22 protein-coding genes are annotated in these 23,987 nt (G+C 53.5%); 12 read left to right on the forward strand and 10 right to left on the reverse strand.

Going from position 1 to position 23,987, the window contains the following annotated elements; genetic code table 11:
- Positions 1–356: 356 nt before the first annotated feature.
- The 9 genes from DFT_RS13230 to DFT_RS13270 all read left to right on the forward strand — a co-directional run bounded on the left by DFT_RS13230 (position 357) and on the right by DFT_RS13270 (position 10,033).
- The gene (locus DFT_RS13230; protein ID WP_054031644.1) at positions 357–2,144 is read left to right on the forward strand and encodes an AAA family ATPase; all 1,788 of its coding nucleotides are present in this window, start codon (positions 357–359) and stop codon (positions 2,142–2,144) included.
- A 26-nt stretch (positions 2,145–2,170) separates the two neighbouring features.
- Positions 2,171–3,358 carry a 12,18-didecarboxysiroheme deacetylase gene (gene ahbC, locus DFT_RS13235; RefSeq protein WP_054031645.1) on the forward strand — a complete coding sequence of 396 codons (1,188 nt, stop codon included), beginning with the start codon at positions 2,171–2,173 and terminating at the stop codon, positions 3,356–3,358.
- Between the two features lie 67 nt (positions 3,359–3,425).
- Complete coding sequence (gene hemB / locus DFT_RS13240) at positions 3,426–4,400, forward strand: porphobilinogen synthase (RefSeq protein WP_054031646.1); 975 nt, start codon at positions 3,426–3,428, stop codon at positions 4,398–4,400.
- A 74-nt stretch (positions 4,401–4,474) separates the two neighbouring features.
- Positions 4,475–5,581, forward strand: a complete 1,107-nt coding sequence (gene ahbD, locus DFT_RS13245) for a heme b synthase (RefSeq protein ID WP_083453493.1) — start codon at positions 4,475–4,477, stop codon at positions 5,579–5,581.
- Positions 5,582–5,773: 192 nt separating this feature from the next.
- Entirely contained in the window at positions 5,774–6,379 is a 606-nt protein-coding gene (locus tag DFT_RS13250; RefSeq protein ID WP_054031647.1) for a CBS domain-containing protein, read from the forward strand.
- A gap of 237 nt (positions 6,380–6,616) precedes the next feature.
- Complete coding sequence (locus DFT_RS13255; RefSeq protein WP_152971980.1) at positions 6,617–7,567, forward strand: hypothetical protein; 951 nt, start codon at positions 6,617–6,619, stop codon at positions 7,565–7,567.
- Between the two features lie 7 nt (positions 7,568–7,574).
- Entirely contained in the window at positions 7,575–7,877 is a 303-nt protein-coding gene (locus DFT_RS13260; RefSeq protein ID WP_054031649.1) for a hypothetical protein, read from the forward strand.
- A complete protein-coding gene (locus tag DFT_RS13265) occupies positions 7,874–9,070 on the forward strand; it encodes a PilZ domain-containing protein (RefSeq protein WP_054031650.1) in 1,197 nt (398 codons plus the stop codon). Before DFT_RS13260 ends, DFT_RS13265 begins: the two co-directional genes overlap by 4 nt.
- Before the next feature lie 27 nt (positions 9,071–9,097).
- Positions 9,098–10,033, forward strand: coding sequence for a P-loop NTPase (locus DFT_RS13270; RefSeq protein ID WP_054031651.1), 936 nt, complete (start codon positions 9,098–9,100; stop codon positions 10,031–10,033).
- Here the strand turns inward: DFT_RS13270 and DFT_RS13275 are convergent.
- On the reverse strand, positions 10,030–10,620 hold the full coding sequence (locus tag DFT_RS13275) for a PilZ domain-containing protein (RefSeq protein ID WP_054031652.1): 591 nt from the start codon (positions 10,618–10,620) through the stop codon (positions 10,030–10,032). The genes DFT_RS13270 and DFT_RS13275 overlap by 4 nt on opposite strands.
- Before the next feature lie 225 nt (positions 10,621–10,845).
- Between DFT_RS13275 and DFT_RS13280 the strand changes: the two genes are divergently transcribed.
- The 3 genes from DFT_RS13280 to DFT_RS13290 all read left to right on the forward strand — a co-directional run bounded on the left by DFT_RS13280 (position 10,846) and on the right by DFT_RS13290 (position 12,572).
- The gene (locus DFT_RS13280; protein WP_235506227.1) at positions 10,846–11,250 is read left to right on the forward strand and encodes a roadblock/LC7 domain-containing protein; all 405 of its coding nucleotides are present in this window, start codon (positions 10,846–10,848) and stop codon (positions 11,248–11,250) included.
- Between the two features lie 64 nt (positions 11,251–11,314).
- A complete protein-coding gene (locus DFT_RS13285) occupies positions 11,315–11,923 on the forward strand; it encodes a GTP-binding protein (protein WP_054031653.1) in 609 nt (202 codons plus the stop codon).
- A 10-nt stretch (positions 11,924–11,933) separates the two neighbouring features.
- A complete protein-coding gene (locus DFT_RS13290) occupies positions 11,934–12,572 on the forward strand; it encodes a hypothetical protein (protein WP_054031654.1) in 639 nt (212 codons plus the stop codon).
- 22 nt (positions 12,573–12,594) lie between these two features.
- Here the strand turns inward: DFT_RS13290 and DFT_RS13295 are convergent, their stop codons facing one another.
- The 9 genes from DFT_RS13295 to DFT_RS13335 form a co-directional block, all read right to left on the reverse strand.
- Positions 12,595–13,641, reverse strand: coding sequence for an ABC transporter substrate-binding protein (locus DFT_RS13295; protein ID WP_076750555.1), 1,047 nt, complete (start codon positions 13,639–13,641; stop codon positions 12,595–12,597).
- The gene (locus DFT_RS13300; protein WP_054031656.1) at positions 13,631–14,428 is read right to left on the reverse strand and encodes an ABC transporter ATP-binding protein; all 798 of its coding nucleotides are present in this window, start codon (positions 14,426–14,428) and stop codon (positions 13,631–13,633) included. Before DFT_RS13300 ends, DFT_RS13295 begins: the two co-directional genes overlap by 11 nt.
- 5 nt (positions 14,429–14,433) lie before the next feature.
- A complete protein-coding gene (locus DFT_RS13305; RefSeq protein WP_083453494.1) occupies positions 14,434–15,246 on the reverse strand; it encodes an ABC transporter permease in 813 nt (270 codons plus the stop codon).
- A gap of 5 nt (positions 15,247–15,251) precedes the next feature.
- Positions 15,252–16,076 carry a sulfite exporter TauE/SafE family protein gene (locus DFT_RS13310; RefSeq protein ID WP_083453495.1) on the reverse strand — a complete coding sequence of 275 codons (825 nt, stop codon included), beginning with the start codon at positions 16,074–16,076 and terminating at the stop codon, positions 15,252–15,254.
- Positions 16,000–16,596, reverse strand: a complete 597-nt coding sequence (locus DFT_RS13315) for a HAMP domain-containing protein (protein WP_161807155.1) — start codon at positions 16,594–16,596, stop codon at positions 16,000–16,002. The genes DFT_RS13310 and DFT_RS13315 overlap by 77 nt, the downstream gene beginning before the upstream one ends.
- Before the next feature lie 155 nt (positions 16,597–16,751).
- Positions 16,752–17,693: an AAA family ATPase gene (locus DFT_RS13320; RefSeq protein WP_054031659.1), complete on the reverse strand. Its 942-nt coding sequence runs from the start codon at positions 17,691–17,693 to the stop codon at positions 16,752–16,754.
- Positions 17,694–17,719: 26 nt separating this feature from the next.
- Positions 17,720–18,757: a chemotaxis protein CheB gene (locus DFT_RS13325; protein ID WP_054031660.1), complete on the reverse strand. Its 1,038-nt coding sequence runs from the start codon at positions 18,755–18,757 to the stop codon at positions 17,720–17,722.
- Between the two features lie 50 nt (positions 18,758–18,807).
- Positions 18,808–20,241 carry a response regulator gene (locus DFT_RS13330; protein WP_054031661.1) on the reverse strand — a complete coding sequence of 478 codons (1,434 nt, stop codon included), beginning with the start codon at positions 20,239–20,241 and terminating at the stop codon, positions 18,808–18,810.
- Between the two features lie 17 nt (positions 20,242–20,258).
- On the reverse strand, positions 20,259–23,834 hold the full coding sequence (locus tag DFT_RS13335; RefSeq protein ID WP_054031662.1) for a chemotaxis protein CheA: 3,576 nt from the start codon (positions 23,832–23,834) through the stop codon (positions 20,259–20,261).
- Positions 23,835–23,987: the final 153 nt, after the last annotated feature.

Raw genomic sequence — 23,987 nt, forward strand, 5'->3', positions numbered from 1 at the left:
AAAGCTCTCTGCAAATTAGGTGCCGTTTAACCATTCGGTAGGGTGTGGGTCGGTGGTCCAAACACTATATATTGCGATTTTAACGGCTTGGCCGGGATGGTGGGATACCGGAGAGGATGGATTCGATTTTACTGCTGTCACTATTTCGGCGTGGGGTTGGGATTGCGACAAAATTTTGCACCCTGCACGGGCAAAATTGGTTATTGCTCTTGACGGAAATGTAATTTGCCCCGGCACCTGGTACCTGCCCCGTCACTCCGGCGAACGCCGGAATCCAGGAAACGCTCTGGGCTGCAAACCGGTAAATGTGCGTTGATCTTGCAAACATTTTTATAGGTGATTATAGTCCGTTCATTATGAACATACGTGATGAGAAATTTCCGGATCCCAAAGAGTTGGAAAAAGAGTTGGGCGACTTTCTGGCCAAGAAGTTCGGCGGATCGGTCAAATTGGCGACACCCATCGTGGTGCCCCAGACCGAGACGAGCGACACGGTGGAAAAGCCCATCGATCATGCGGTGGATATCAATTTTGATTTGAAGCCCGAAGAGCTGATCGCCTACCTGGATCAGTACATCATCAAACAACGGCAGGCCAAAGCGATCCTGGCCACCAAAATCTGCACCCATTTCAACCGCATCCGCCACCGGCAGGCGTCCCCTGACAGCATGAGCGACATGGTGGGCAGTATCAAGAACAACATCTTGATGCTCGGCCCCACGGGTGTGGGCAAGACCTATATGATCCGCCTGATCGCCCACAAGATCGGCGTGCCGTTCGTGAAGGGGGATGCCACCAAGTTCAGCGAAACGGGTTATGTGGGCGGTGACGTGGAGGACCTGGTTAGAGACCTGGTTCGTGAAGCGGATGGGGATCTCGATCGGGCCCAATACGGCATCATTTATATAGATGAAATCGACAAGATCGCCTCGGCCCACAACCTGATCGGGGCGGATGTGTCGCGCACCGGGGTGCAGCGGGCGCTGCTCAAGCCCATGGAAGAGACCGATGTCGATTTGAAGGTGCCCCACGATCCGATCTCGATGCTGCAGGAGATCGAACGGTTCCGAAAGACGGGAAGCCGGGACAAGTCCTCGATCAATACCAAAAATATCCTTTTTATCATGAGCGGCGCTTTTTCCGGGCTGGAGGCCATCATCAGAAAGCGCCTGACCGAACAGCCCATTGGTTTCGGGGCGCACCTGGGGAGGCATCGAGAGGCGTCGGAGATGTTGAGCCTGGTCAAGTCCGAGGATTTGATCGGGTATGGCTTCGAATCCGAGTTCGTGGGCCGGCTGCCGGTGCGCGCCGTTTTCGAACAACTGTCCGAAGGGGATCTGTACGATATTCTGAGCAATCCCAACAATCCAATCATTCTCGGGAAAAAGGTGGATTTCGCCTCCTACGGCATCGGGGTCACGTTCAGCGATGATGGCTTGCGACTGCTGGCCGAACACGCCTTTGCGGAGAGCACGGGCGCACGAGGTTTGGTCAGTGCCGTGGAGCGGGCTTTGCTGAGCTTCGAAACGCGGCTGCCTTCGACCAAGGTGAAGCGATTTGCGGTGACCCGGGAGGTGATCGAATCGCCTCAGGTGTGGTTGGCCAAGCTCGAATCTGAACCGGATGATCCTGAAATGAAGGCGATTTTCGAGCGGGTCAGAATTGAAGAGCGTCAGAAGATCGAGCGCTACGTGAATGAGAACAAGACACACCTGAGCGATAAATACGGGCTGCCCTTGACGCCGCTGCGCGTGACCTTGATCGCGGATTATTACACCGTTCATACGACGGATATCAATGGTGTCTTTGAACGCTTCACCCATTTCTGCGAACAGGTCAAAAGTATCGAGATGCAATTTCTCAAAAAACACGGTATCAACATCGTGTTCGAGGAAGAGGCCATCGATTTCATCATTATGCGCTGGCTGGAAGGCGCCACGAACCTCGATGCCGTCTACAAGCAGTTGAGCGACAACCTGGAGTATGGGTTCAAGCTGGTGCGGGAAAAAACGGGGCGCAACCGTTTTTTCCTGACGCGCCAGGCGCTCGATGCGCCGGACCAGTTCATCAGCCAACTGCTCAAAGAGGCCCAGGTGCCGAACAACGCCCCCCTGCCCCCGGCCGACACCAACAGAAAAGATTAAAGCAGAACTTGAAAGGATAAATTGAAATGATCGGAATTTCAAAGCTCTACTGCGGCACGGTAGAGCCCAGCGATGCGTTGCGCTACGGCCGCCACTCCTCGAAACTGCCCAGTCACCTGCTCCAATTTTCTGAAGACAAACGCCCGGTGGTCGTTTGGAACGTCACCAAGGCGTGCAATCTCAGGTGCGTTCACTGTTATGCACATGCCACCGAACAAGGCACCTCGGACGAGCTGACCACCGAGGAGGGGTTTCGCCTGATTGATGATCTGGCGGCTTTCGGTGCGCCGGTGATGCTGTTCTCGGGCGGAGAGCCTCTGGTGCGCAAGGATTTGCCGGACCTTGCCGCGTATGCGGTGGACAAGGGCATGCGGGCCGTGATCAGCACCAACGGCACGCTGATCGATGGCAAAACGGCCCGAACTCTAAAGGAAATAGGACTATCCTACGTGGGCATCAGCCTCGACGGCCTGGAACCGGTCAACGATCATTTCCGGGGGGTCAAAGGGGCTTTCGCAAAAGCGCTCAAAGGGATTCGCAACTGCCAGGCGGCCGGCATCAAGGTGGGCCTTCGCTTTACCATGAACAAACAGAATGTCCGGGAAATCCCTGGCATTTTCGACCTGTTGGAAGAGATGGATATTCCACGCATCTGTTTTTACCATCTCGTTTATGCGGGTCGCGGTTCGGCCCTTCTGGCAGACGATCTTTCGCATGCGGAGACGCGCGCGGCAGTGGATCTGATCATGGAGCGCACCCGGGAACTGCACGCCAAGGGCAAACCCAAAGAGGTGCTCACGGTAGACAATCATGCCGACGGCCCCTACCTCTATTTGCGTATGAAGGAAAAAGATCCCGAGCGGGCCGCAGAGGTGCTCGAGCTGTTGAAGATGAACGAAGGCAACAGCTCGGGGCGCGGTATCGGCTGTGTCAGCTGGGATGGAGAGGTCTATGCGGACCAGTTCTGGCGCCATCACAGTTTCGGCAACGTTCGGCAGAGGCCTTTTTCCAAGATCTGGACCGAGCCCGAAGATCCGCTGCTGCTGCACCTCAAGGATAAAAAGAAATATGTCCAGGGACGTTGCGCTTCGTGCCGCTGGCTGGACGTCTGCGGCGGCAATTTCCGGGTTAGGGCCGAGGCGGTCAGCGGCAATGTCTGGGCGGCGGATCCGGCATGCTATTTGACGGATGAGGAGATTGCGCAGACGGTTTAACGGTCGCCACTTGAATTTCAATGTTTGCTTGAATCTTCAAAACCCTCTTAACGGAACGGAGTCGACGATGCTTTTTCCCGATTATCGGCCGCGGCGCATGCGCCAGAGCGAGGCTTTCAGGCGAATGGTACGTGAGACCCATTTGCGGGTGGACGATCTCATCCTGCCATTGTTCGCCATTCACGGCAAGGATGTGAAAAATCCCATTCCCTCCATGCCCGGTCATTTTCAGCTTTCGGTCAATCATGTGGTCAAGGCGGCCGAGGAGGCTTTCAAACTCGGCATCCCCGGCGTCATTCTCTTTGGCATTCCCCCCAAAAAGGATGCGTTGGGCACCCAGGCCTATGCCAAAGACGGCATCGTGCAAAAAGCGGTGCGCGCCATCAAGGATAAGCTGCCGGATCTGGCCGTCATCACCGATGTGTGCTTGTGCGAATATACCGACCATGGCCATTGCGGCGTGGTCGAGGGGCACACCATTGACAACGACGCCACGCTGGACCTTTTGGCCAGGACGGCGCTGTCCCACGTCAAGGCCGGCGCCGACATGGTGGCGCCGTCGGACATGATGGACGGCAGGGTGACGGAAATACGCAATGCCCTGGACGAGGCCGACTTCAGTCACATTCCGATCATGTCCTACGCGGCCAAGTATTGTTCGGCATTTTACGGCCCATTCAGGGAAGCCGCCGATTCGGCGCCCAAATTCGGTGATCGACGATCCTATCAGATGGATCCGGCCAACTCCCTGGAAGCGATCCGCGAAGTGGCCATGGATGTGGAGGAAGGGGCCGACATCATCATGGTGAAACCGGCCATGCCCTATCTGGATATCATCTGCCGGGTCAGGGAGGAATTCGATCTCCCTGTGGCCGCCTATAACGTGAGCGGGGAGTTTGCCATGGTCAAGGCCGCGGCGGAACGCGGGTGGCTGGACGAAAAGCGAACCATGATGGAGATGCTGACCGCCATTAAACGGGCCGGTGCGGATATCATCATCACCTACTTCGCCATGGATGCAGCAAAGGAGATAAAACCGTAAAAAGTGATCCAAAAACTTTAGATAATCCATAAAAACATTCTGTTTTTACAACTTAAATAGACAGGCAAAAGATCATGCAACATCCCCCACACCATCCCCATGCGGTTCGTGCCGATCATATGAAAACAGAACCTGGCGTACCGCCGTTGCGTCTGGTCGCATGGGAAACGACGCGCAATTGCAATCTGTCCTGCATCCATTGCCGGGCTTCAGCGACTTGCGGGCCCTATAGCGGCGAACTGGACACCCAGGCATCATTTCGATTGCTGGAACAAATTGCCGAAGTCGCCAAACCGATCGTCATTCTCACCGGCGGGGAACCGCTGCTGAGGGAGGACATCTTCGATATCGCCAAGTATGGCGACACGCTGGGCTTGAAAATGGTCATGGCCCCCAACGGCACGTTGCTGACGGCCGATATTGCCGGGCGTCTTGCCGAATCGGGGATCCAGCGCATCAGCATCAGTCTCGATGGGGCCGACGCCGAGAGCCACGATCGTTTCCGGGGGGTTCAAGGCGCCTTCGAAGGTGCGCTGCGGGGCATCGCCCATGCCAAATCAGCGGGCATCCAGTTCCAAATCAACACGACGGTCACCAAGACCAACCTCGATCAGATTCCGCTGATCCTGAAATTGGCGGAGCAACTCGGGGCCGTGGCCCACCATATTTTCCTACTGGTGCCCACCGGCCGGGGCAAATACATCGTGGACCAGGAGATCGACGCCCGGGAATACGAGGAGACACTCAACTGGTTTTACGACCAACGCGATAAGACCCAGCTTCAGCTGAAGGCCACCTGCGCCCCGCATTATCATCGTATTTTGCGCCAGCGGGCCAAGGCGGACGGACAAACGGTGACATTCGAGACCCATGGCCTCGATGCGGTCACGCGCGGCTGCCTGGCCGGCACCGGGTTTTGCTTCATCTCCCATCGGGGGATCGTTCAGCCCTGTGGATTCCTCGATCTGAAGTGCGGCGACGTCACCAAGGAGCCGTTCGGCCACATATGGATCCATTCGCCCCAATTCAAACAGCTGCGCGATGTCGATCAACTCCAGGGGAAATGCGGGATATGTGAATATCGCAGGGTGTGCGGCGGTTGCCGCGCCCGGGCCTACGAGGCCACCGGCGACTTCATGGCTCAAGAGCCGCTGTGCCTGTATCAGCCGACAGATAGATAGTGCCCATAAATAGCTTTCCGTCACCGTCCAAGCCATCAACTCAGGTGGATGTTGCGGGCGGGCGTAGAGCCCGCCCCTACGACGCTTTACCAGTTCCTCCCCTTCTCCGCCGCCCGGCAAAAAAGAGCTTGTTTGTTCTGTTTTTTCAGTGCTAAATAGTAATCGACGCACCCATTTAGAAAGGGCCGTTCGATGAAAATCAGATCCCTTATGGTTCCCGATCCGATCACCGTCACTGCCAAAAAGACAGTCGGCGAGGCATTGGAAGTGATGAAACTCAATTCGATCCGGCACCTGCCCGTAGTGGACGAAAAGATGAACCTGAAGGGACTTCTCACGCTGGCCGATCTCAAACAGGCGCTGATACCCTCCATGATCGGGGATTTCACCCTCTCGGACCTGATGATCAAGAACCCCATTACCATATCTCCGGAAAGCGATGTCGAAATCGCGGCCCAGCTGATTTACAAACACAAAATCGGTGGACTGCCCGTGACGCGCGGACAAAAACTCGTCGGCATCATCACGGAATCGGATTTATTGCGGACCTTCATCGATATGATGGGCATTTTGTCCAGCAGTGCCCGGATCGATGTGACCACGGGAGAGGGACCGGGGGGGCTGAACAAAGCGATACAGATCATCCACAGCCTGGGCGGGGATATCATCAATGTCGGCATGACGGCTGAGCGAACGGCCAAACGCACCTATTATTTCAGATTGACACCATGTGACACCCAATCGATCAAGAAAGCATTGGAGGAGGATGGCTTCACCGTTCAGGCAGACATGGATTGATCATCGCCCTGTTTTAAAAAACCCTCCCCAAAGTCAAACTGAAATACCCCTTATACGCACCATCTTATCGAGATTTAAAGAAATTCTTCCGATCTCATTCTCAACCGGCGCTTGACATTTCTCACCATTTATGGATAATTTCGAAGCTTGCAGCATGATGTGCGCGTGCTTTGCCTGTCCGTCGTATCTTGATCACAAAATGGGCTTGATCTTATCGACAATGAGATGGTGGATGCATTGATTTCTATTCGTAGGGGTTGCGTTTACTGGGTCAGCATCGGCATCCTGTTGTTTGCAGCCCCCTGCCTGTCCTTCGCTGCACGACTCAAAGACATCCGCATTGGAGAATACGAAAAATTCACGCGAATTGTCTTTGAGTCGGACATCGAACCGGTAGACGCGCAAATCCGCGCTTTACCATCCGGACAACTCACGCTGGTCTTCAAGGAAACCCAGCCCGCCTTTATTCGAAAAATTCCCATCGACCGCGGCCATTTTATCCAGGATCTTCAAGTTCTCGTCCAGAAGGGTCAACTGGCGATCGTACTGGATTTCAACCGGCCATACGAGCGATGGAAAACGTTCGAACTGGACAGTCCCCCGCGCTTTGCGCTGGATATTTTCTGGCAGGCGGGGGCATCCATCCCGGAACCGGCCCGGGATTTACAGCCCCATCCCGAACCGCAGTCCATCGGCGACGGGCAAGCCAATCCAGCACCCGGATTTACCGAACCGCCTTTTGACAGCACAATTCCGGGAATCGACAGCGAGACCGCACCGCCCCCTGCATCCACCGAAAACTTACACTCAGATGTTTTGGACAATGAAACCATCATTACCGCCCAAGACCGCAACGCTTCGGCCCCACCTGAAAATGAAATAACACACGAAAGCACGGATCGCGCCCCGGCCAACGGCCAATCGGCGACACCCTCGGATGCCGAAAAGGGCATCGACAAATCGAGACCATCCGGGGTCGGACGCTTTCAATATTTTCTGATCCTCGCGTTGGTCGTTATCACGGTCGGTATTCTCTTTATCCTCATTTGGATGCTGGTGTCGAATCAGATATCGAGAAGAAAAGCAACGCCTCCAAAGATCGATGAGTCCCTGAAACACCAGGACGAGCGTATTGCCTCGATCAATGCACGCGTCCGGGAACAATTAAAGCGTTATGACGAGGTCTGATTCCGGAATGGGCGAACAAGACTTTGCATTGAACATGGGTCTCTCCGAAGAAGAACGGCGCGATCTTGAACGAATGATCGGGGAGTTCCGGCAGGCCCGCCCCTATGTCGAGCCGGATATGGCCTCGGTTCAGAAACAGATCGACGCGATCAACAAACGGATGGCCCATCTCACCAACATGTTTTTGATCATCGACCGCCGTATGAAGCCTTTATATGAAATCATGCGGCTGACATTCGAGAAAAGTGAAATATTAAACGAGCGTATAGACACGATACTGGAAGCCCTACGCAAGGGAGAGCCACTGTGACGTTGAAAATCCCTCTCGCACTTCCCACAGACCATCAATTCAGCATTATGCAGCGCATTCTCGACGGCACCCTGCCCATCGAGTCTCCTGAAGAGTTCGAAGAGATCCTCAAGATCTACACCGATGACCCGTTTTTATATCGAAGCTATGGGGATCTGCTCCAACGCCTTGGACGTGATGACGAAGCGGTTTCTATGTACGAGGAGGCGGCCGTTTTTTTCATTGCGAGAGGGTTGAACCTCCAGGCAATCGTATCCAAAATACTCGAATGGAGCATCCAAAAGCCCACGCACGAAGAAGGCCGGGCCTTCCATGCCCTGCTGCATGAAACGGGCAGCAACGAAACGCCGCTGCAACGGTTCTGGGCGGGGATGAGCTATGCCGAGTTGGTGGCCGTGATGCGTCGGATGGTCAGGGTAAAGGAGCGATCAGGGAAAACGATGCTGCGGGTCGATCAACCCAACAATGAGATCTTCTTCGTCGTCTCGGGTTTCCTGGCGGAAATGCCCTCGCCGGAATGTGTGATCGAAGCCCGCATGGCGGGTATCGATTACGAGCCGAAGCTGTTGGGTCCCAACGATATTTTCGGTAACATCTTCCCGCTGGATCGCGACAGCACGTCGGATACCGAAATCCGATCCGTTACGGACGTCGAACTGGTCAAGGTCACCAGGGCCGTGCTTCGCAACGCCGCCCAAAAGTATCCGAACATCGAAAGGCGGCTTCGGGCCTTGTACAAGCCCGAGTCCCGGGGAGTTTGCGACCGGGCATGGCAGACCGTTCGGCGGGCGATGCGCTACGGACTTCCCACCAAGGTGGAACTGCGCTGCCCGACCATGGCCGCCGGCCAAAACGAGATCGAAGAAACCGGAATCGCCATAGATCTTTCTATAGGGGGCATCTGTGTCGACCTGGGGGAAAAAGCAATCGACACAGATACGCCTGTGTTGAAAGGCCGGCTGGTGAACATGACATTGGATTTGCTCAACAAGGAAGCCGTCCTGAATCTGACCGGCAAAATTGTCTGGCAAAGGCACCAACCGACTGCCCAGGGCACATCGATACTCATCGGTATACGGTTCGACACCCTTAATCCCGTGGACCAGGAGGTGCTGATCGAATACTGCTCGGGCAGTGTCGGCGAGCAGAACCTGCTGCTCAGTCTATGGGACACGATGGTCAAAAACGAATAAGCCCCACACCGGAATGGAAGGACGCACGTGACGACTCACACACAGCAGAAATCGAGGCGAAAGCCGACCATTTGGGCCATCGGCGGCGGCAAAGGCGGTGTCGGCAAAAGCGTGGTCAGCATTTTACTGGCAATGGGGATCGCCAATCAGCAGATGAAAACCGTGCTGGTGGACACCGACCTGGGCGGGGCGAATCTGCATACCATGCTGGGGATCAAAACACCGGTACGGACGTTGAACGATTTCGTAACGCGCAAATACAATACCATCGAAGATATTTGCATCCCAACCCAGGTGCCTCATCTCTCCCTGGTGTGCGGCGCCAGCGAAATTCTCTCCCTGGCCAATCCCCAATACGCCCAAAAGACCAAAATCATGCAGAGTATCGCCAGCCTGCCGGTCGACCACGTCATTCTCGACCTGGGCGCCGGCAACTCGTACAATGTTTTGGACTTTTTTCTGATTGCCGACTATCCCATCGTCGTGCTGACCCCCCAACCCATCTCGATACAGAATGCGTATGCCTTTATCCGCAACACCGTGTATCGCAAGCTCAGCCGGGAAACCAGCCAGCAAACGTCACTGCAACATATCATCAGAAGCGCCATGGATCCCAAAAACGAAAGCCACATGAGGACATTCCGGGATCTGTACCAAACGGTTCGCAAATCTCACGGCGTCAAGATCGCGAATCACCTGGCCGGGGCCATCGGCACCATCAAACCGATGTTGATCACCAATATGGCAAAGGATGAACGGGACGACAACGCCGCCAGGATCATCAAATTGGTTGCGGAAAAGTATCTGACCGTTCAATCCACAGAGCTGGGCACGATTGAATACGACCTGCTCATCGACAAGATGATCTCCCAGATGACGCCGTTTTCCGAATTGTCACAAGGCAGCATCGCGCTTTCCAGTGTCGAACGAATTCTGTCTGAATTGAGGATTGTTTCTCATTAGATTTTTTTGATCAGGGTGTCCAATATCTCACGCTGATAGTAAGTCGTCTGATCGTACTGGATCCCGATACCATCGGGATAGATCTGGGAGACATGCCCCTTCACCTTGAATGGCAAGGGTTCATTGGCATTTGAGAGGGTGAAACACAAAGAGACAACCTGCCCTTCCTGGAACTTTTCTGCGGTTTCGATGAAGACCCCGCTGGCACTGATGTCTCGAATATAGCTTCGATAGGCTCTTCCCTGGGAGGCAAAATCGACCAGCAGGTAACAGGCCATGCGCGGATATGCCCGCACCCAATTGAAAGCGGGATCTTTCAATGCCCTTAGTCGTTTTAACAGCGTTCCTGTATCGGATTGCTTGAGCAGAACGAAGATCCTGGCCAGCATCATTTGCCTTTGCATCGGATCGTCGGTTACCGATTGCGATCTCACAGGATGGCCGCCGGATGAGCCCGGAGTGTTGCCGCCGTCCGGGTCCAGCGTTTCGAGCAGTAGTTTGAGCTCGTCATCTTTCATTTTATAGATGGATACGGCCAACCGCAAAAAGAGCGTGTGTTTTTCGACCTGGTCAGCTGAATCTGCCATGGCAGGGATCCCTTTCTACACCGTTACAAGGTTGCAGGGCGTTGCATATGTTTTCTCATATCGCACACTTGCGAGGAAAATCAAGCCCAACTGTTTGAAATCTCCCCAACCGTTCGCGCAAAACATCAAAAATCTGTTTTTGTTTGACACAAATCTCTGAATTCCCTATACTTCACTGAACTAAAAGGGGATTCTGCTCAACTTGGGAATAAAGGAGGAAGATCATTGTCCTATATACTCGATCAAGAACAGCTGGATGGTATCGAAGAGGTCTTGCAGAAGGACTTGATGGACCTTGGTCTAAAGTGCGTCATTCTTATTGACATGGCCGGCAACATCATTGCCAACCTGGACAATGGTCAGGTGGGTCATGACGTTTATTCCCTGGCGGCTCTGGCCGCTGGCAACTTCGGCGCGGTTTGCGCCATGGCTGCCATTATCGGCGAAGATGACTTTTCACTTCTTTTCCACAAGGGGAAAAGCGAGAACATCCATTTCAGCAAGGTGATGGATGATTTCCTTTTGGTGACCATTTTTGGAAACGACGTCTCGTTGGGTTATCTGCGTTTAAAGGTCGATGAGTCCATCGGCAAAATCAGCAAGATATTCGAATCGACCAAAAAGATCTGATTGCAGGCATATCCGTTGGTCTTCGAATAGACTCAGCAGCTAACCCAAAGGCGAGGATGCCCGCGTGGCAGTTATCAATATTCGCAAAAGCGAAGTCCAGATAAAGATCGTATACGTTGGACCGGGCCGTGGGGGTAAGACCAGTAATCTGGATTTTATCTTTGCAAGTATCCGGCATCGAATTCAGTCTGACATGGTCAGCATCAAGACGCATGGTGATCGAACGCTGTTCTTCGATTTTCTTCCTTTTGAGCTCGGGCAAATCCAGGGATACAAAATCAAGACCCAGCTTTACACCGTGCCGGGACAAGTCAAATACAATGCGACCCGGAAACTGGTCCTCAAGGGAGTCGACGGGATCGTGTTCGTAGCAGATTCCATGCAGGTGATGCGCGAAAAAAATATCATGGCCATGGAAAACCTCAAAGAGAATCTGGCATTTTACGGCATCGATCTATACAACAAATTTCCGATTGTGCTTCAGTACAATAAACGTGATCTCGCCGACGAGGGAATCGCCCTGCTCGATATCGAGACGATGGAAAAGGACTTGAATTCGGTCTTGAAGGCGCCCTGCTTCGAGGCCAGCGCCATTAAAGGCCACAACGTGATCCCCACGGTGAAGAAGGCGATTTCTTTAACGATTGTATCTCTCCAGGAACATTTGAAATAGGAGGACGGTATTGGAAAATTCTCAGAAATCAAAACTGGTGAACGACATCGAAAACAGCTTGGATGATTTCTTTGGCGAGAAAGACCAGACCGCGCCGGCAACTCCTCCCCATACCGGCAGTTCCCTGGAAAGACTCAAGTCCGCCGTGCTGTCCATCGACTGGGAGATCACGGACCAGTGCCTTTCCGATCTGATCGGCGAAACAGACGCCCTGCTGCCCACTTACCGGAAAGAGCCGGAAACCCACGCCCTCTTGCGAATGCTTCGCGCCTTGTCGCGATACATCCAGCAGCGAAAGGCTCAAGCCCACCAGGATGCCATAAAGCGGGTGATGTCTGTATTTGCCAGTATCGAATCCCTGGTCAATGACAAACAGATGCACCAGACCAATAGAAAGCGTCTTGTGGCCAAAGAAATATCGGCATTCAAGAAACTCAAGGAACAGATCGAATCCCAGCGAAAGTCCACGGTTCCCATCGGCGCAACCTCAGCCGCCGAAGCTGCTGCCGAGGCAGCCGGCACCATGGGAAATGGCGCTTTTCAAGCGGCGATGGCCGAGTTGGAAGGGCGATTCAATGCCCGGATCGAAGAGATGAAAGGGCAGATCGAAAGCTTGCGAAAAGAGTTGGATCGTCTGCGCAAGGGTTGATGCGCGTTGCGTGTGCGACCTTTTACGGCAACGATAAAATAGAATCAAAGCCTTGGATGTGGGTTAAATCCGCCTGTTTTGCAAATCGATCCACAACCAGATCTCCGATGGCCTCTTTTTCTGCAAGTCCGCAGGTCACCATCATTTTTGCCAATTCTCGCAATTCGGTTTCACTGGGAACAAAGCGATCGTACACGATGCGATGATCGGGTGTGGTCAGCGCGTATTCAACCAAATCCACCGGCTGTCCCCAATATTTGGAAGCGATCCGTGCCGCCTGTGCGACGTTTTCCTGGGCCCAAATCCCTGAACGGGCGGCGCTTTCCACCAATGCTTGAACCCGATCCGGATGGGCATCGATATAGCTTTGTTTGACCAGAAGCAGATTGCAGATAAAACCGGGCCAGACGCTTTCCACGTAAAACAGGAGCTTGCCGGTGCCGTGTTTCAATGTCTGGGCAGCGAACGGCTCGCCGACAAAATAGGCATCCAATGATCCGGCCGCCAATGCAGACGCCATGTCGGGCGGATTCATCTCTACGATATGGATCTGATTTTCGATACCCGCTTCAGTGCTCAGTTTTCGGATGGCGATGTGATGTCCTGAATAGCGCATGGGTACGGCCACCGTCCTTCCCGACAAATCGGCAAACGAAGAAGCCGTCAAATCTTTACGGACGACCATGGTGCTTTCATGTCGATTCCCGATATAGACGACCCGCACGTCTTCGCCTTGCTGATGCAAGACAACCGAAAGGGGCGCGATGATAAATGCCGCCTCGATCTCCCTGTTGCGCAACGCCTCCGCCATTTCCGCGAACGAGGCGAATTTGATGGCTTTAAATCGTAGTGTCGATGGAAACTCCAAGCTGGCCGCATCCAGGAGGGGGGCCGCCAGATTGGTGACGACGGGCATGTATCCCATTTTTATCAAGGGTCTGGCTTCACGCTCCGTGTTCAAGGTCAGATGCAACACCGCGATAACGATCAACCACGTGAAGGCCAGCGAAGCTATCCTGACCGGATAAGAGCGCCATGATGTCAAGAGCTCTGGGGCCTTAAACGGCATAAGGCACCCCCAGCATGAGAAAGATCTCACTCCTCAGCCGGCTCAGCTCCTGATCCCGCTCAAAATCCCGCGGCCGCGGGAAGTCTAGCTTATGGGCCAGTTTGATGACTGATGGCCTGCCGCTGAGAACGACGATGCGATCCCCCATGATCAGCGCATCATCGATATCATGGGTGACCACCAGCGTCGTTTTGCGGATGAACTCGTGCATGTTGACCACTTCTTCACGCATCTTCATATGCGTTAAAAAATCCAGGCCGCTGAAAGGCTCATCCATGATCAAAAGGTTTGGGTTGACGGCAATGGCACGCGCCAGTTCGGCTCGCCGCTGCATGCCTCCGGACAGTTGGTGGGGATAATAGGCTTCGAACCCTTCCAACTCCACCATCTCGATATATTCTTGAATCTGATTTTTTTTCTCGCTCACATCGGCCACGCCTCTGAGTGCGAGCCCGACATTTTCGGCCACGGTCAGCCAGGGCAGAAGCCCGCTGTGCTGAAACACGAAAATCGAGTGGTCCGAAGGCCCCCTCACCCGTTCACTCGCCACCCTCACGGATCCGTAGGTCGGTTTTTCGAAGCCTGCGATGATGCGCAGCAGGGTCGACTTGCCGCATCCGGACGGGCCCAGGACGCATACCATCTCTCCCTCTTCGAAAGACATACTGACGTTGTTCAACACCAGGATGTTGTCGCCCGATTGTTCCACAGGATCAGAGATACTGCGCGGCTTGCTGCGCCGGCCCATGTAAATCTTGGTGAGATTTTGAATCTGAATATAGCTCATGACCCTTATCTGCTTTTTATGCCCCAACTCGCCGATTCGATGTTTCCCAGCCGCCGCACCAGCCAATCCAGCACGATGCCGATCAATCCGATGACGATCATCCCGTCCATGACATAATCCATGCGCAATGCATTGCGCGCATCGAGGATCAGATAGCCCAAACCCGATTGTACCGCGATCATTTCGGCCGCCACGACGACCAGCCACGCGATGGTGATCGTCAATCTCAAGGCCGTGACCACTTCGGGAACGATCGCGGGGATGATCAGCATGGTCAACATTTCCCGGCGCGTGAATTTAAAATTGGCGGCGACCTGGAAATAGGTCGGGTTGATGCTTTGAACGGCGACGGTGGTGGAAACCACCATGGGGAAAAAACTCGAAAGAAAAATCAAAAAAATGGCCGGCGGATCGCCGATACCAAACCACAGCATGGCCAGGGGGATCCATGCCAAAGGAGAAATGGGACGCAAGAACTGTATGACCGGATTCAGAAACGATCTGGCCATCCACATCCTGCCCAGAAGAATACCCAGAGGCACGCCCAGCAAAACAGCGAGATAAAAGCCGGCCGTGACGCGGAACAGGCTGGCCACGGTGTGGCGCAACAAGGTGCCGTCCCTCACCAACTGGCCCATGCTGATCACCACGGTGAATGGATCGGGAAAAATCTGGGCGCTCCAACCGCTGAACCGCGCCAACACCTCCCAGGCCATGACGATTAGAAGAAATGTGAGCAACCCCAGCCATACCGGTCTTCTGCTGGGTGCCGGGGCCTGGTGTTCGAATGGGTGCTGCTCGCTTCGTTCGGATGTCATAGCCATCAGTAGGAATTATAAATAAGGTGAATACCAATCAGCGTCAAAAGAAAGATAAAGATCTCCTTCAACACGCGATCATTGATGCGTTCAGCCAATCGCGGGCCCAATTGCCCCCCTATCAAAACGCCGGGGACGGCCCAGGCGACGATCGGCCAATCCGCTCGCGCACCACCCATGATGTGAAAAATGGTGGCAAGCAGACAGACGCCAAAGATCGTCGCGATGCTTGTGGCGACGGCCACGCCCATGCGCAACGACATCTTGTTGCGCATCAGTGGCACCACCCACTCCCCGATACTCACGCTGAGCATGCCGCTGGCAACAGCCATCAGGCTGACCGCCCAACCATACCGTCGAGCCCTTCTCATATCGACCCGGGCGTCTCCGCTATCCCCATACTTCTGATTGGCGGAGACAAAAATCAGCGCAGTGAACAACGTCAAGAGACCTAATACCAGTTCGAGATTGGAAGGCGCCACCGATTGCGTCAACCAGGCGCCGAAAGCGATACCGGGCAGTGTCAATAAGAGCAGGAAGGCGGCAAGGCGCTTGTCGATTTGGCGTTGGCGCCAGTAAGCCAAGGTGCCCGATCCCATGCCGACCGTTTGAATCATGAGACTGGTCAAAACCGCGGTACCGGGTCCCAGCCCGACGAAAATCAACAAAAAAGGCATCCACAGGATACCGCCGCCGATGCCTACGGTGGAAGAAATCATCGCGATGAGCACGCCGAATGGGAAGGACCACCAATTATCCATCATGATGTCGTTTATCCACCGAGTAGAAGTTGAAACAGGAGATGACCTCTTCCAAGGCGACCAATTCATTTTTGATTCTCAGGACCAACGATTCCATCCGGGGAAGATGATCGTCGGAAAAGGGCCTTTGGTTCAGCAGTCCGATGGCCTCCTCCACGTATTGCTTTCCGCCCTCGGACATGCGTTGCGAAAGAAGGATAATTTCCTGGAGGTTCGTGGCCATCTCGTTGATCACGTTTCCCAATTCCGCCAGCTCGTTATTGGCTTCGATTCGGACGCTCTGACTAAGATCGCCGGCCGAAATCTTTTCGGACACTTTGATCATGTGCTGCAATGGTTCAGTGATATTCTTGATGAACATGGTCAGTACGATGAGCATCACCGCCAATATGATGGCCACCATCAGCATGGCTTTGCTTCTCATCCGATCGATAGGCGCAAAAATCTCTTTCTGGTGGTGATCCGAATTTCCAAACCGCTGCAGGTTGTCCCATATCTCGGATTTAAGGCTGCCACTGTGGAAATCCGCCATGAACTCGACACTGACCAGAACGGAAGCGAATCCGATGAGCAGAAAGTAGATGATCATGGTTCGCTGCAGACTATATCTCGATTTGGCGCCCATAACGAGTTGCTACCATAGCATTTGCTGAGATTTAAAGAACTTACGCAACTTCTTGGAAATCATAGAGGTGGGGATTCGGCCCGCCATCACAGACCGATCGTCAAATCTCGAGGTCACCGCTACTGATTTCCAGACAGCTGGGCGATGATATCCCTGGCCACTTCGGCGTACTGCATCCCAGCCACACTCTCCTTGTTGTATTCCAATACCGGCAGACTCAATATCTGTGCTTCACGCACACGAGCATCCAACTCGATCATGGTGTCGAAGGTGAGGCCGGCGTAAAGCCGCTTGAGCTTGTTGCATATCATCTTCGATGCCGTGCTCTGCTTATCGAACATCGTGATCAGCACCCGCGGCTTGATGGATGGGTTGGTTTTGGCCTTGATCAGCTGTATGAGCTTGAGAATCTGGTCGATCCCATGGGTCGACAGATAGTCGCACTGACTGGGAATCACGATAAGGTGCGATGCGGTCAGGGCATTTAAAGTAAAGAATTCTATCGATGGGGGTGTATCGATGAGGATGAAGTCGAAACGATCTTTGATGGGCAACAGGCGATCTTTTAAAAGAAATTCGAAATTGCGCGCTCCGAAATACTTTTTATTGAGCAATACCATATTCTTGTTGGAGGGAAGGAGAAACAGATGGTTGTATTTCGTTTGAATAATCAGCTTTTCCAAGCTATTCGGGCCACCGTTCAAAGCTTCGTAAAAGGAGGTGGTTTCTTTGTACCCAAGCGATATGGTCAAGTTGGCCTGGACATCGAAGTCGATAAGCAGCACCCGCTTGTTTTGTTGCGCAAGAGACAGCCCCAGGTTCAAGCATGTCGAGGTTTTCGCCACGCCGCCTTTCTGGTTGCTGATCGCCACGATGTTCCCATGGTCGTTTCTTTTTTTCGCCGCTGCCAGATCAATAAACGATATCTCTTCAACCCGGACAGGCCGGTAGGCTGTGAATATATGCTGGCACCTTGAACAGCGTGCGATGAAGTTCGGCTCTTCGACGACCTGGTCGTTCAAATCATACTGGGTCTGGCAGTTCGGGCAGACGACAATCATGGAAGTTTCCCCCATTCATAAAACGACTAAGCGATAGATGCGACGATGGCATCCGGCAACTGCGTCTCATCGACGATTTTACTCACGGTTCCTCTTTCAATCGCATGCTGTGTCAGATTGGGATACACGCAGCATTGCGAGTCTTGTGCAATGGTGCTGCCTCCCAGTTCCCTGATTCGTGCAAATCCATCCGCGCCATCATCGCCCACACCCGTGAGCAGCACGCCGACGGTGTTGTTGTTGAAGACCTCCGCAGCGGAGCGAAACAATGCATTTAAGGGTTGGTCCGCCGCATCTTCCAAGCGGATGCAGGGCTGGTCGTTCTCATTCCGATCGATGGACATGGTTTTTTCATTGGAACAGACGTAGCAAACCCCTTGTTCCAAAATCCGACCGTCCTCTGCGACCTCGATCGTCCAGGGCACATGTTCGTTAAATTTTTTGACAAATGCCGGAAGAATCTGGGGGGCGATCTCCTGAACCACAACCATGGCGGCCGGCAAGGTCGGCGATAATCGCGTGAGCAGCCGTATAACGGTGTTCGGGCCACTCAAGCTGGTACCCAGGGCGACCAGATACTCCAGCGGATGAAAGCCGGTGCGAACCGACAAATTTTCATCCGTAACGCCTTCATTCATCCGCACGCGGCGAATATTGTCGAAATTGACACTGCTGGCGATTTTGACACGATCGATGATTTTGCGTCTGGATTGATCCATGTCCTCGGAGATACCGCCGGAAGGTTTGGGCACGAAATCGACAACGCCCAACCGCAAAGCCTCGAATGTGACGGCGCCATCGCTGAACAGGGAGCTGAGCACCACTACCGGAACAGGTGACTCGATCATGATATGGCGGATGGCAGCCAGGCCATCCATTCGCGGCATGTCGATATCGAGTGTCACAACGTGCGGCCGGAGGGCCTTTATCTTTTCCAACCCATCCAATCCGTCCCTGGCTGTACCCACCACATTCAGGGAACGATCCGTCTGAAGAATTTCCGTAATGGCCTTACGCATAAACAGCGCATCATCGACAATGAGCACTTTAATCGGTTCATCCATGGAATATTCCCATTCCTTTCACCCGGTATCGATGTTTGCTTTCTCTTACTTCAGGAACAATAACGCGTTAACATCTGCCCGATCTCTTTGGGGCTGAATATCTCCGTAACCAAACCCTTCTCCACTACAGGTGTGATGGTGGTCGGCAAGATGCATTTTTCCAATTGGGGTGCGACGATTTGACCACCGTTCTCCTTAACTTTTTCCAAACCCTGCATGGTGCCTATCTCGCATCCGGAAAGCAACACGATCACGACACGATCCAAATAGAGTTCTGAAACAGCACCCAGCAATCGATCGAAATTGGTGGATCCATCGGCATGTGGGGTTGGATCGGCGTCTTTAAAAACCCAAACGGCTTCATCCAGGTCGATATCGATGGCCCGCTCGCTGGTACCGATGTAACAGCGCCCCGCGCATAAACGGGCACCCGCCTGAAAAGGCATGACGTCGAACCGGCTGCGAACATTTAAATATTCAGACAAGGTTGGCGCGAAAGGGGGCGGTATGGATTGCAATGACAACAGGCATGCCGAAGGCTTGCTGGGCAAGGAAGTAATCAGGTTGACCATTTCCAAGTGCCCCCCGACGCCGGAAATGGCAATCATTAATTTCTCGCAAGGCTTCTTTTCGTTGACCTTGATGTAGTCATCCGCTGTCAGTTTTGGAGGCCGTACGCGCTGAAAACGCTTGATGTTTGCCGTGACCGCCAGTTGGACCCGATCGACCATTCGTTGTTGTTGCTGGACGATGTTGCGGTTTTTCACGGGCTTGCTCATGAAATCGACCGCGCCGAGGTTCAAAAACGATAGAATCGTTGCATAAGAAGAAGGGCCTAAATTGCTCATGATCAGCACCGGGCAGGGGCTTTCGATCATAATGTGTTTCAAGGCGGTACTGCCGTCCATGACCGGCATATTGACATCCATGGTGATCAAATCAGGAGAGAGCTCTTTCATTTTAGACAATGCTTCCTCTCCATTTTTGGCACTTCCGATCACTTCGATGCCAGGGTCGGCCGACAACATGCTGTTCAGAATCTTGGACATGATGGCGCTGTCGTCGACGATCAGCACGCGCAATTTCCGACTGGCTTCCGCCTCAGGCGCTGCGGGTGCTTCACGCCTGGTCTGGGCCTGTTCATCGGCCATGCGGGCCGCTTCCATGAGCAGGAACTGGTAAGGCTCCTTTATCGTTCGCGGCGAAGATGCAGAGGCATCCAGGGTTTCAAACTGCCCACTGGGCCAGCCTAGAATTGTAAGAAATGCTTTTGTACCCGATATCGCCCCGCATTGGGCATGAACGATGTCACCGTCCTGGATGTATATATTGCCCTGATTTTGGTCCTGCCGCACACGGACACAAATACTGGTGCCCGCCAGACAACACATTTGAATAATATCTGTGAGTTGAATGTTGCGCAGGGTCCCAGCGAATCCACCACCGCCTTGATCCTGGTTAGGGCTTTTCAAATGGTCGGTCATAGTTGATCTTTTCTTCGCTATATCGCAGCGGCTTTCACGCGTTTGGCATGTTGATCGATAGCCATGTAGACCAGGTCGGATACATCCAATATCAAAGAAATGCTGCCGTCTCCTAAAATGGTTGCGCCGGAGAATCCGCTTTTTTCCTGCAGATAATCTTCCAGAGGTTTGATGACGACTTCTTCGCGTCCTTTGAGCTGATCCACGACGAGTCCCACTTGACGCGCGCCGGTATTGACCACGACCACGAACAGCTCTTCGGCGACAGTCTCGCTAAGCTGCATTTTAAACAACTGCGCCAGGCGAATTAACGGAAGTGTCGTCTCCCTTAAAGAGTAAATTTCCAATCCTTCTATGGTGGATATGTCGCTCTTGCGGATGCGGATGGTCTCGTCCACGGCAGACAGTGGAATTGTGAAAAGTTCATTGCCGATCCGGACCATAAGCGCCTGAATAATGGCAAGGGTCAGCGGAATCTTGATTCTGAACAGCGCCCCCCGGCCGGGCCGGCCCTCGATTTCAAGCGTACCGTTGAGTTTTTCGATGTTGTCTTTGACAACATCCATTCCCACGCCGCGCCCCGACGTATGGGTGACCTCATCGGCTGTCGAAAAGCCGGGTCTGGTGATCAGTGCCACCCAGTCATCGTCATCCATGCGCTCGGCGGTTTCAGGGTCGACGATTCCCTGGTTCAAGGCTTTGGCCTTTATCTTTGCGGCGTCGATACCCCGGCCGTCGTCGCTGACCTCGATGACCACATAGTTGCCCTCGTGATAGGCTTCGAGACGCAGAACGCCCGTTTCGTTTTTGCCTTTCCGCTGTCTTTCCTCTTTGGGTTCGATGCCGTGGTCCACGGCATTTCGGATGATATGAAGCAGAGGATCGGAAATTTGCTCGATGACCATTCGATCCAATTCGGTCTCTTCACCCTTGATATCCAGTTCTACCTTTTTGTTCGTATTTCGCACCAGGTCATAGACCACACGCGGATAGCGACTGAAAAGTTGTGCGATGGGAAGCATCCGGACCTTCATGACGTTTTCCTGGAGCTCGGAAGTGACCCGGCCTAAAGATACGGTTGCCTCGTTGATGCGATTGGTCAAATCCTTGATCAACTGATTTTCGCGGCTATCCAGCTTTTGGGCCTGTTTAAAAATGAGCTGCAACTCTCGCATCTCAAGAAAAAGCTGGTTGAAACCCGCGCGGGTAACGACCAACTCGCCGACCTGATTCATCAGGGTGTCAATTTTGCCGGCGTCCACCCGAATGCTCTGTTTAAAGTGCCGTTCTCGAAATTTGTCTGTCTGGCGCCTTCCCATGATCGAAGGGGAACGGTGATCTTCTGACTCGGCAACCGTTTCCAATCGTTGTTCGGCCGGCGAAACCTTCGAGGCCAGAGGCAAGGGCGGCGAGGGAGAACGGGACGGCTGAAGTGTTGAGGTATCGGAGAACAGGAACGCTTCTACGGTATCTGTGCCGACTCCTCCGGCCGTTTCCGGTGACGCATGGACATCTTTCGAACCTATTGGATGGATGGCCGAGGATTCGCTTTCCGGAGTTTCATCGGAAAACAGCTCTTTAACTACGTCGAGCTGCGAATCAACAGTAAAATCCGTATTCACGTGCTCTTCAAACCGGGCGTCAAAGGCACTTTCCAACCGGGCCAAAAGACTTTGATCCTCGATGATGTCGTTTTCATAGGTTTCCAGTAGAACGGATGCGCCGTTGTCCTGGATATCACTTTCAGCATCTATCTCAATGGGCGTGGCGAGATCATCCACCGGGACCAATGGGTCCTCGATGGGAATTGATCCGACGGACGCGTTCGTTTCCAGATCGGACAGGGATTGTTCGGGCGCTACCGAGACAGCCCCCTCGGAGACGTCGCTCACAATAGGTTCTTCGGGAAGATCGAACAATTGTCTGACCCGAATGGCATTACCGGCCATGACAATTCGGCACCAAGCGTCAATATCTTCGTCCGTTCCCGCTTCAATACCGTTTCGCAGCGCATCCACTGCGGCAATCCATTGATCGAAAATTGCCTTGAGTTCGTCATACTCCATGTAATTGGCGGAGGATTTGAGACGCGACAGCCACTCTTTGCCTCGTGCCAGCGCCCCATTGATGTCTGCTCCACGCTTCAGGCGTTCAGTCACCTGAACCAACTCTTTCAGACCTTCTTTGAGTTGGGATACGAAAATGGCGAACAGTTCTTTATCGTAGGACTCTTCATAGTAGGTCGGGGTGGCGACATTTTCGAACGCGTCCGCTTTGGATGGTTCATCGAATCGTTCCTCGATCGGTTTTGGCGTCACCAACGCTTCGATACGCGCAGCCAGATCCCCTATTGTCGATTGTTCCTTCTGTGTATCGGATATCTCTTTGACCAATTGCGCAATGCGGTCATGGCCCTTTATCAGGGTGTCGATGATCTCAAGGTCTGCGTTGAGTTTTTGCTGCCGGAGTAAATCCAACAAACTTTCCAGCTTGTGGGACAGTTCGGCGATACGCAACAATCCCAGATATTCCGCGGAACCTTTAATCGTATGCACCGAGCGAAACAAATCGTTAAGCACCTCGACGCTGTCGGGCTGCCTTTCCAGCAAGAGAAGATTGTGTTCGATCTCATCGAGGTGTTCGCCGGCTTCTTCAATAAAATCTCCCAAAAGGCCATCGTCGGTTACTTCCGGAAAGACGACCTGTTCATCCGGTTCAACCGCCACATCCGGCGGTTGGACGGGGGCTTGGTCTTCGACTTCGACGGCATCGGTGCGCGCCTCCGGCGGTGTTTCCAGGACCATATTCTGGACGGCCGGGACCTTGGCGAAAAACTTTTTCACCCGCTCGATATTGGCCGACGTCACCTCCTTGGCGAATGCGTTCCAATCCCGAAGCTGGTCTGAAGGCATCCCCACATCCCACTCGGCAACCACCTGCGACCACTTGGCATATATCTGCTTGAGCTTGTCGTACCCCATATAGTTGGCCGAAGAACTCAGCGTGTTGAGCCGATCCGCATACCGCCCCAGCACCGCATCGGCCGATTCCCCGGACAGCAGCTTGCCGGTCTCGTTCAACAACACCTGCAGACCATCGCGAAGTTGATCGACAAAGATACCGAACAACTCCTCGTCGTATTCATCTTCAAACGCCTCGCTCTCCCCTTCTGCCCCTGCATCGCCCTCGACCGTCTCCACCGACACCGGCGCAACGTGACCCAACCGACCCTCGATCCGAGATACCAGATCGTCTATCTCGACACGCTCGGTCTGATGCTTGGATAAATCATCCACCAATTGGCCAATCCGATCGTTGGCGGCAATCAATATGTCGATTACCCCGGCGTCCACCTTGCGCTCGCCGCGACGCAACAAATCCAACAGGCTCTCAAGTTTGTGGGACAGCTCCGCTACACGCTCCAGCCCCAAATACTCCGATGAACCCTTTATCGTATGAATCGAACGAAATATCTCGTTGAGCACATCCCCATCGTCGGGCTGCTGCTCCAATCGCAGCAAATTGCGCTCGGTCTCCTCTAAATGCTCTCCCGTCTCGATGATGAAATCCTGTAACAAGGAGTTGTCGATCATACGTGTCTCCTATTCGTGGTCACCCGCCACAATAAGTCAATCCAACGGTGCATCTCCGGTTTCTCAGATCGCCCCACACTGCATTAGCGCCCAGTGGGTTTCATTCAATCCGCTGCCGTGCCATGTGATGCTGTTCCCGGCGGGCGATCGGGA

Source organism: Desulfatitalea tepidiphila (assembly GCF_001293685.1).
Lineage (GTDB): Bacteria > Desulfobacterota > Desulfobacteria > Desulfobacterales > Desulfosarcinaceae > Desulfatitalea > Desulfatitalea tepidiphila.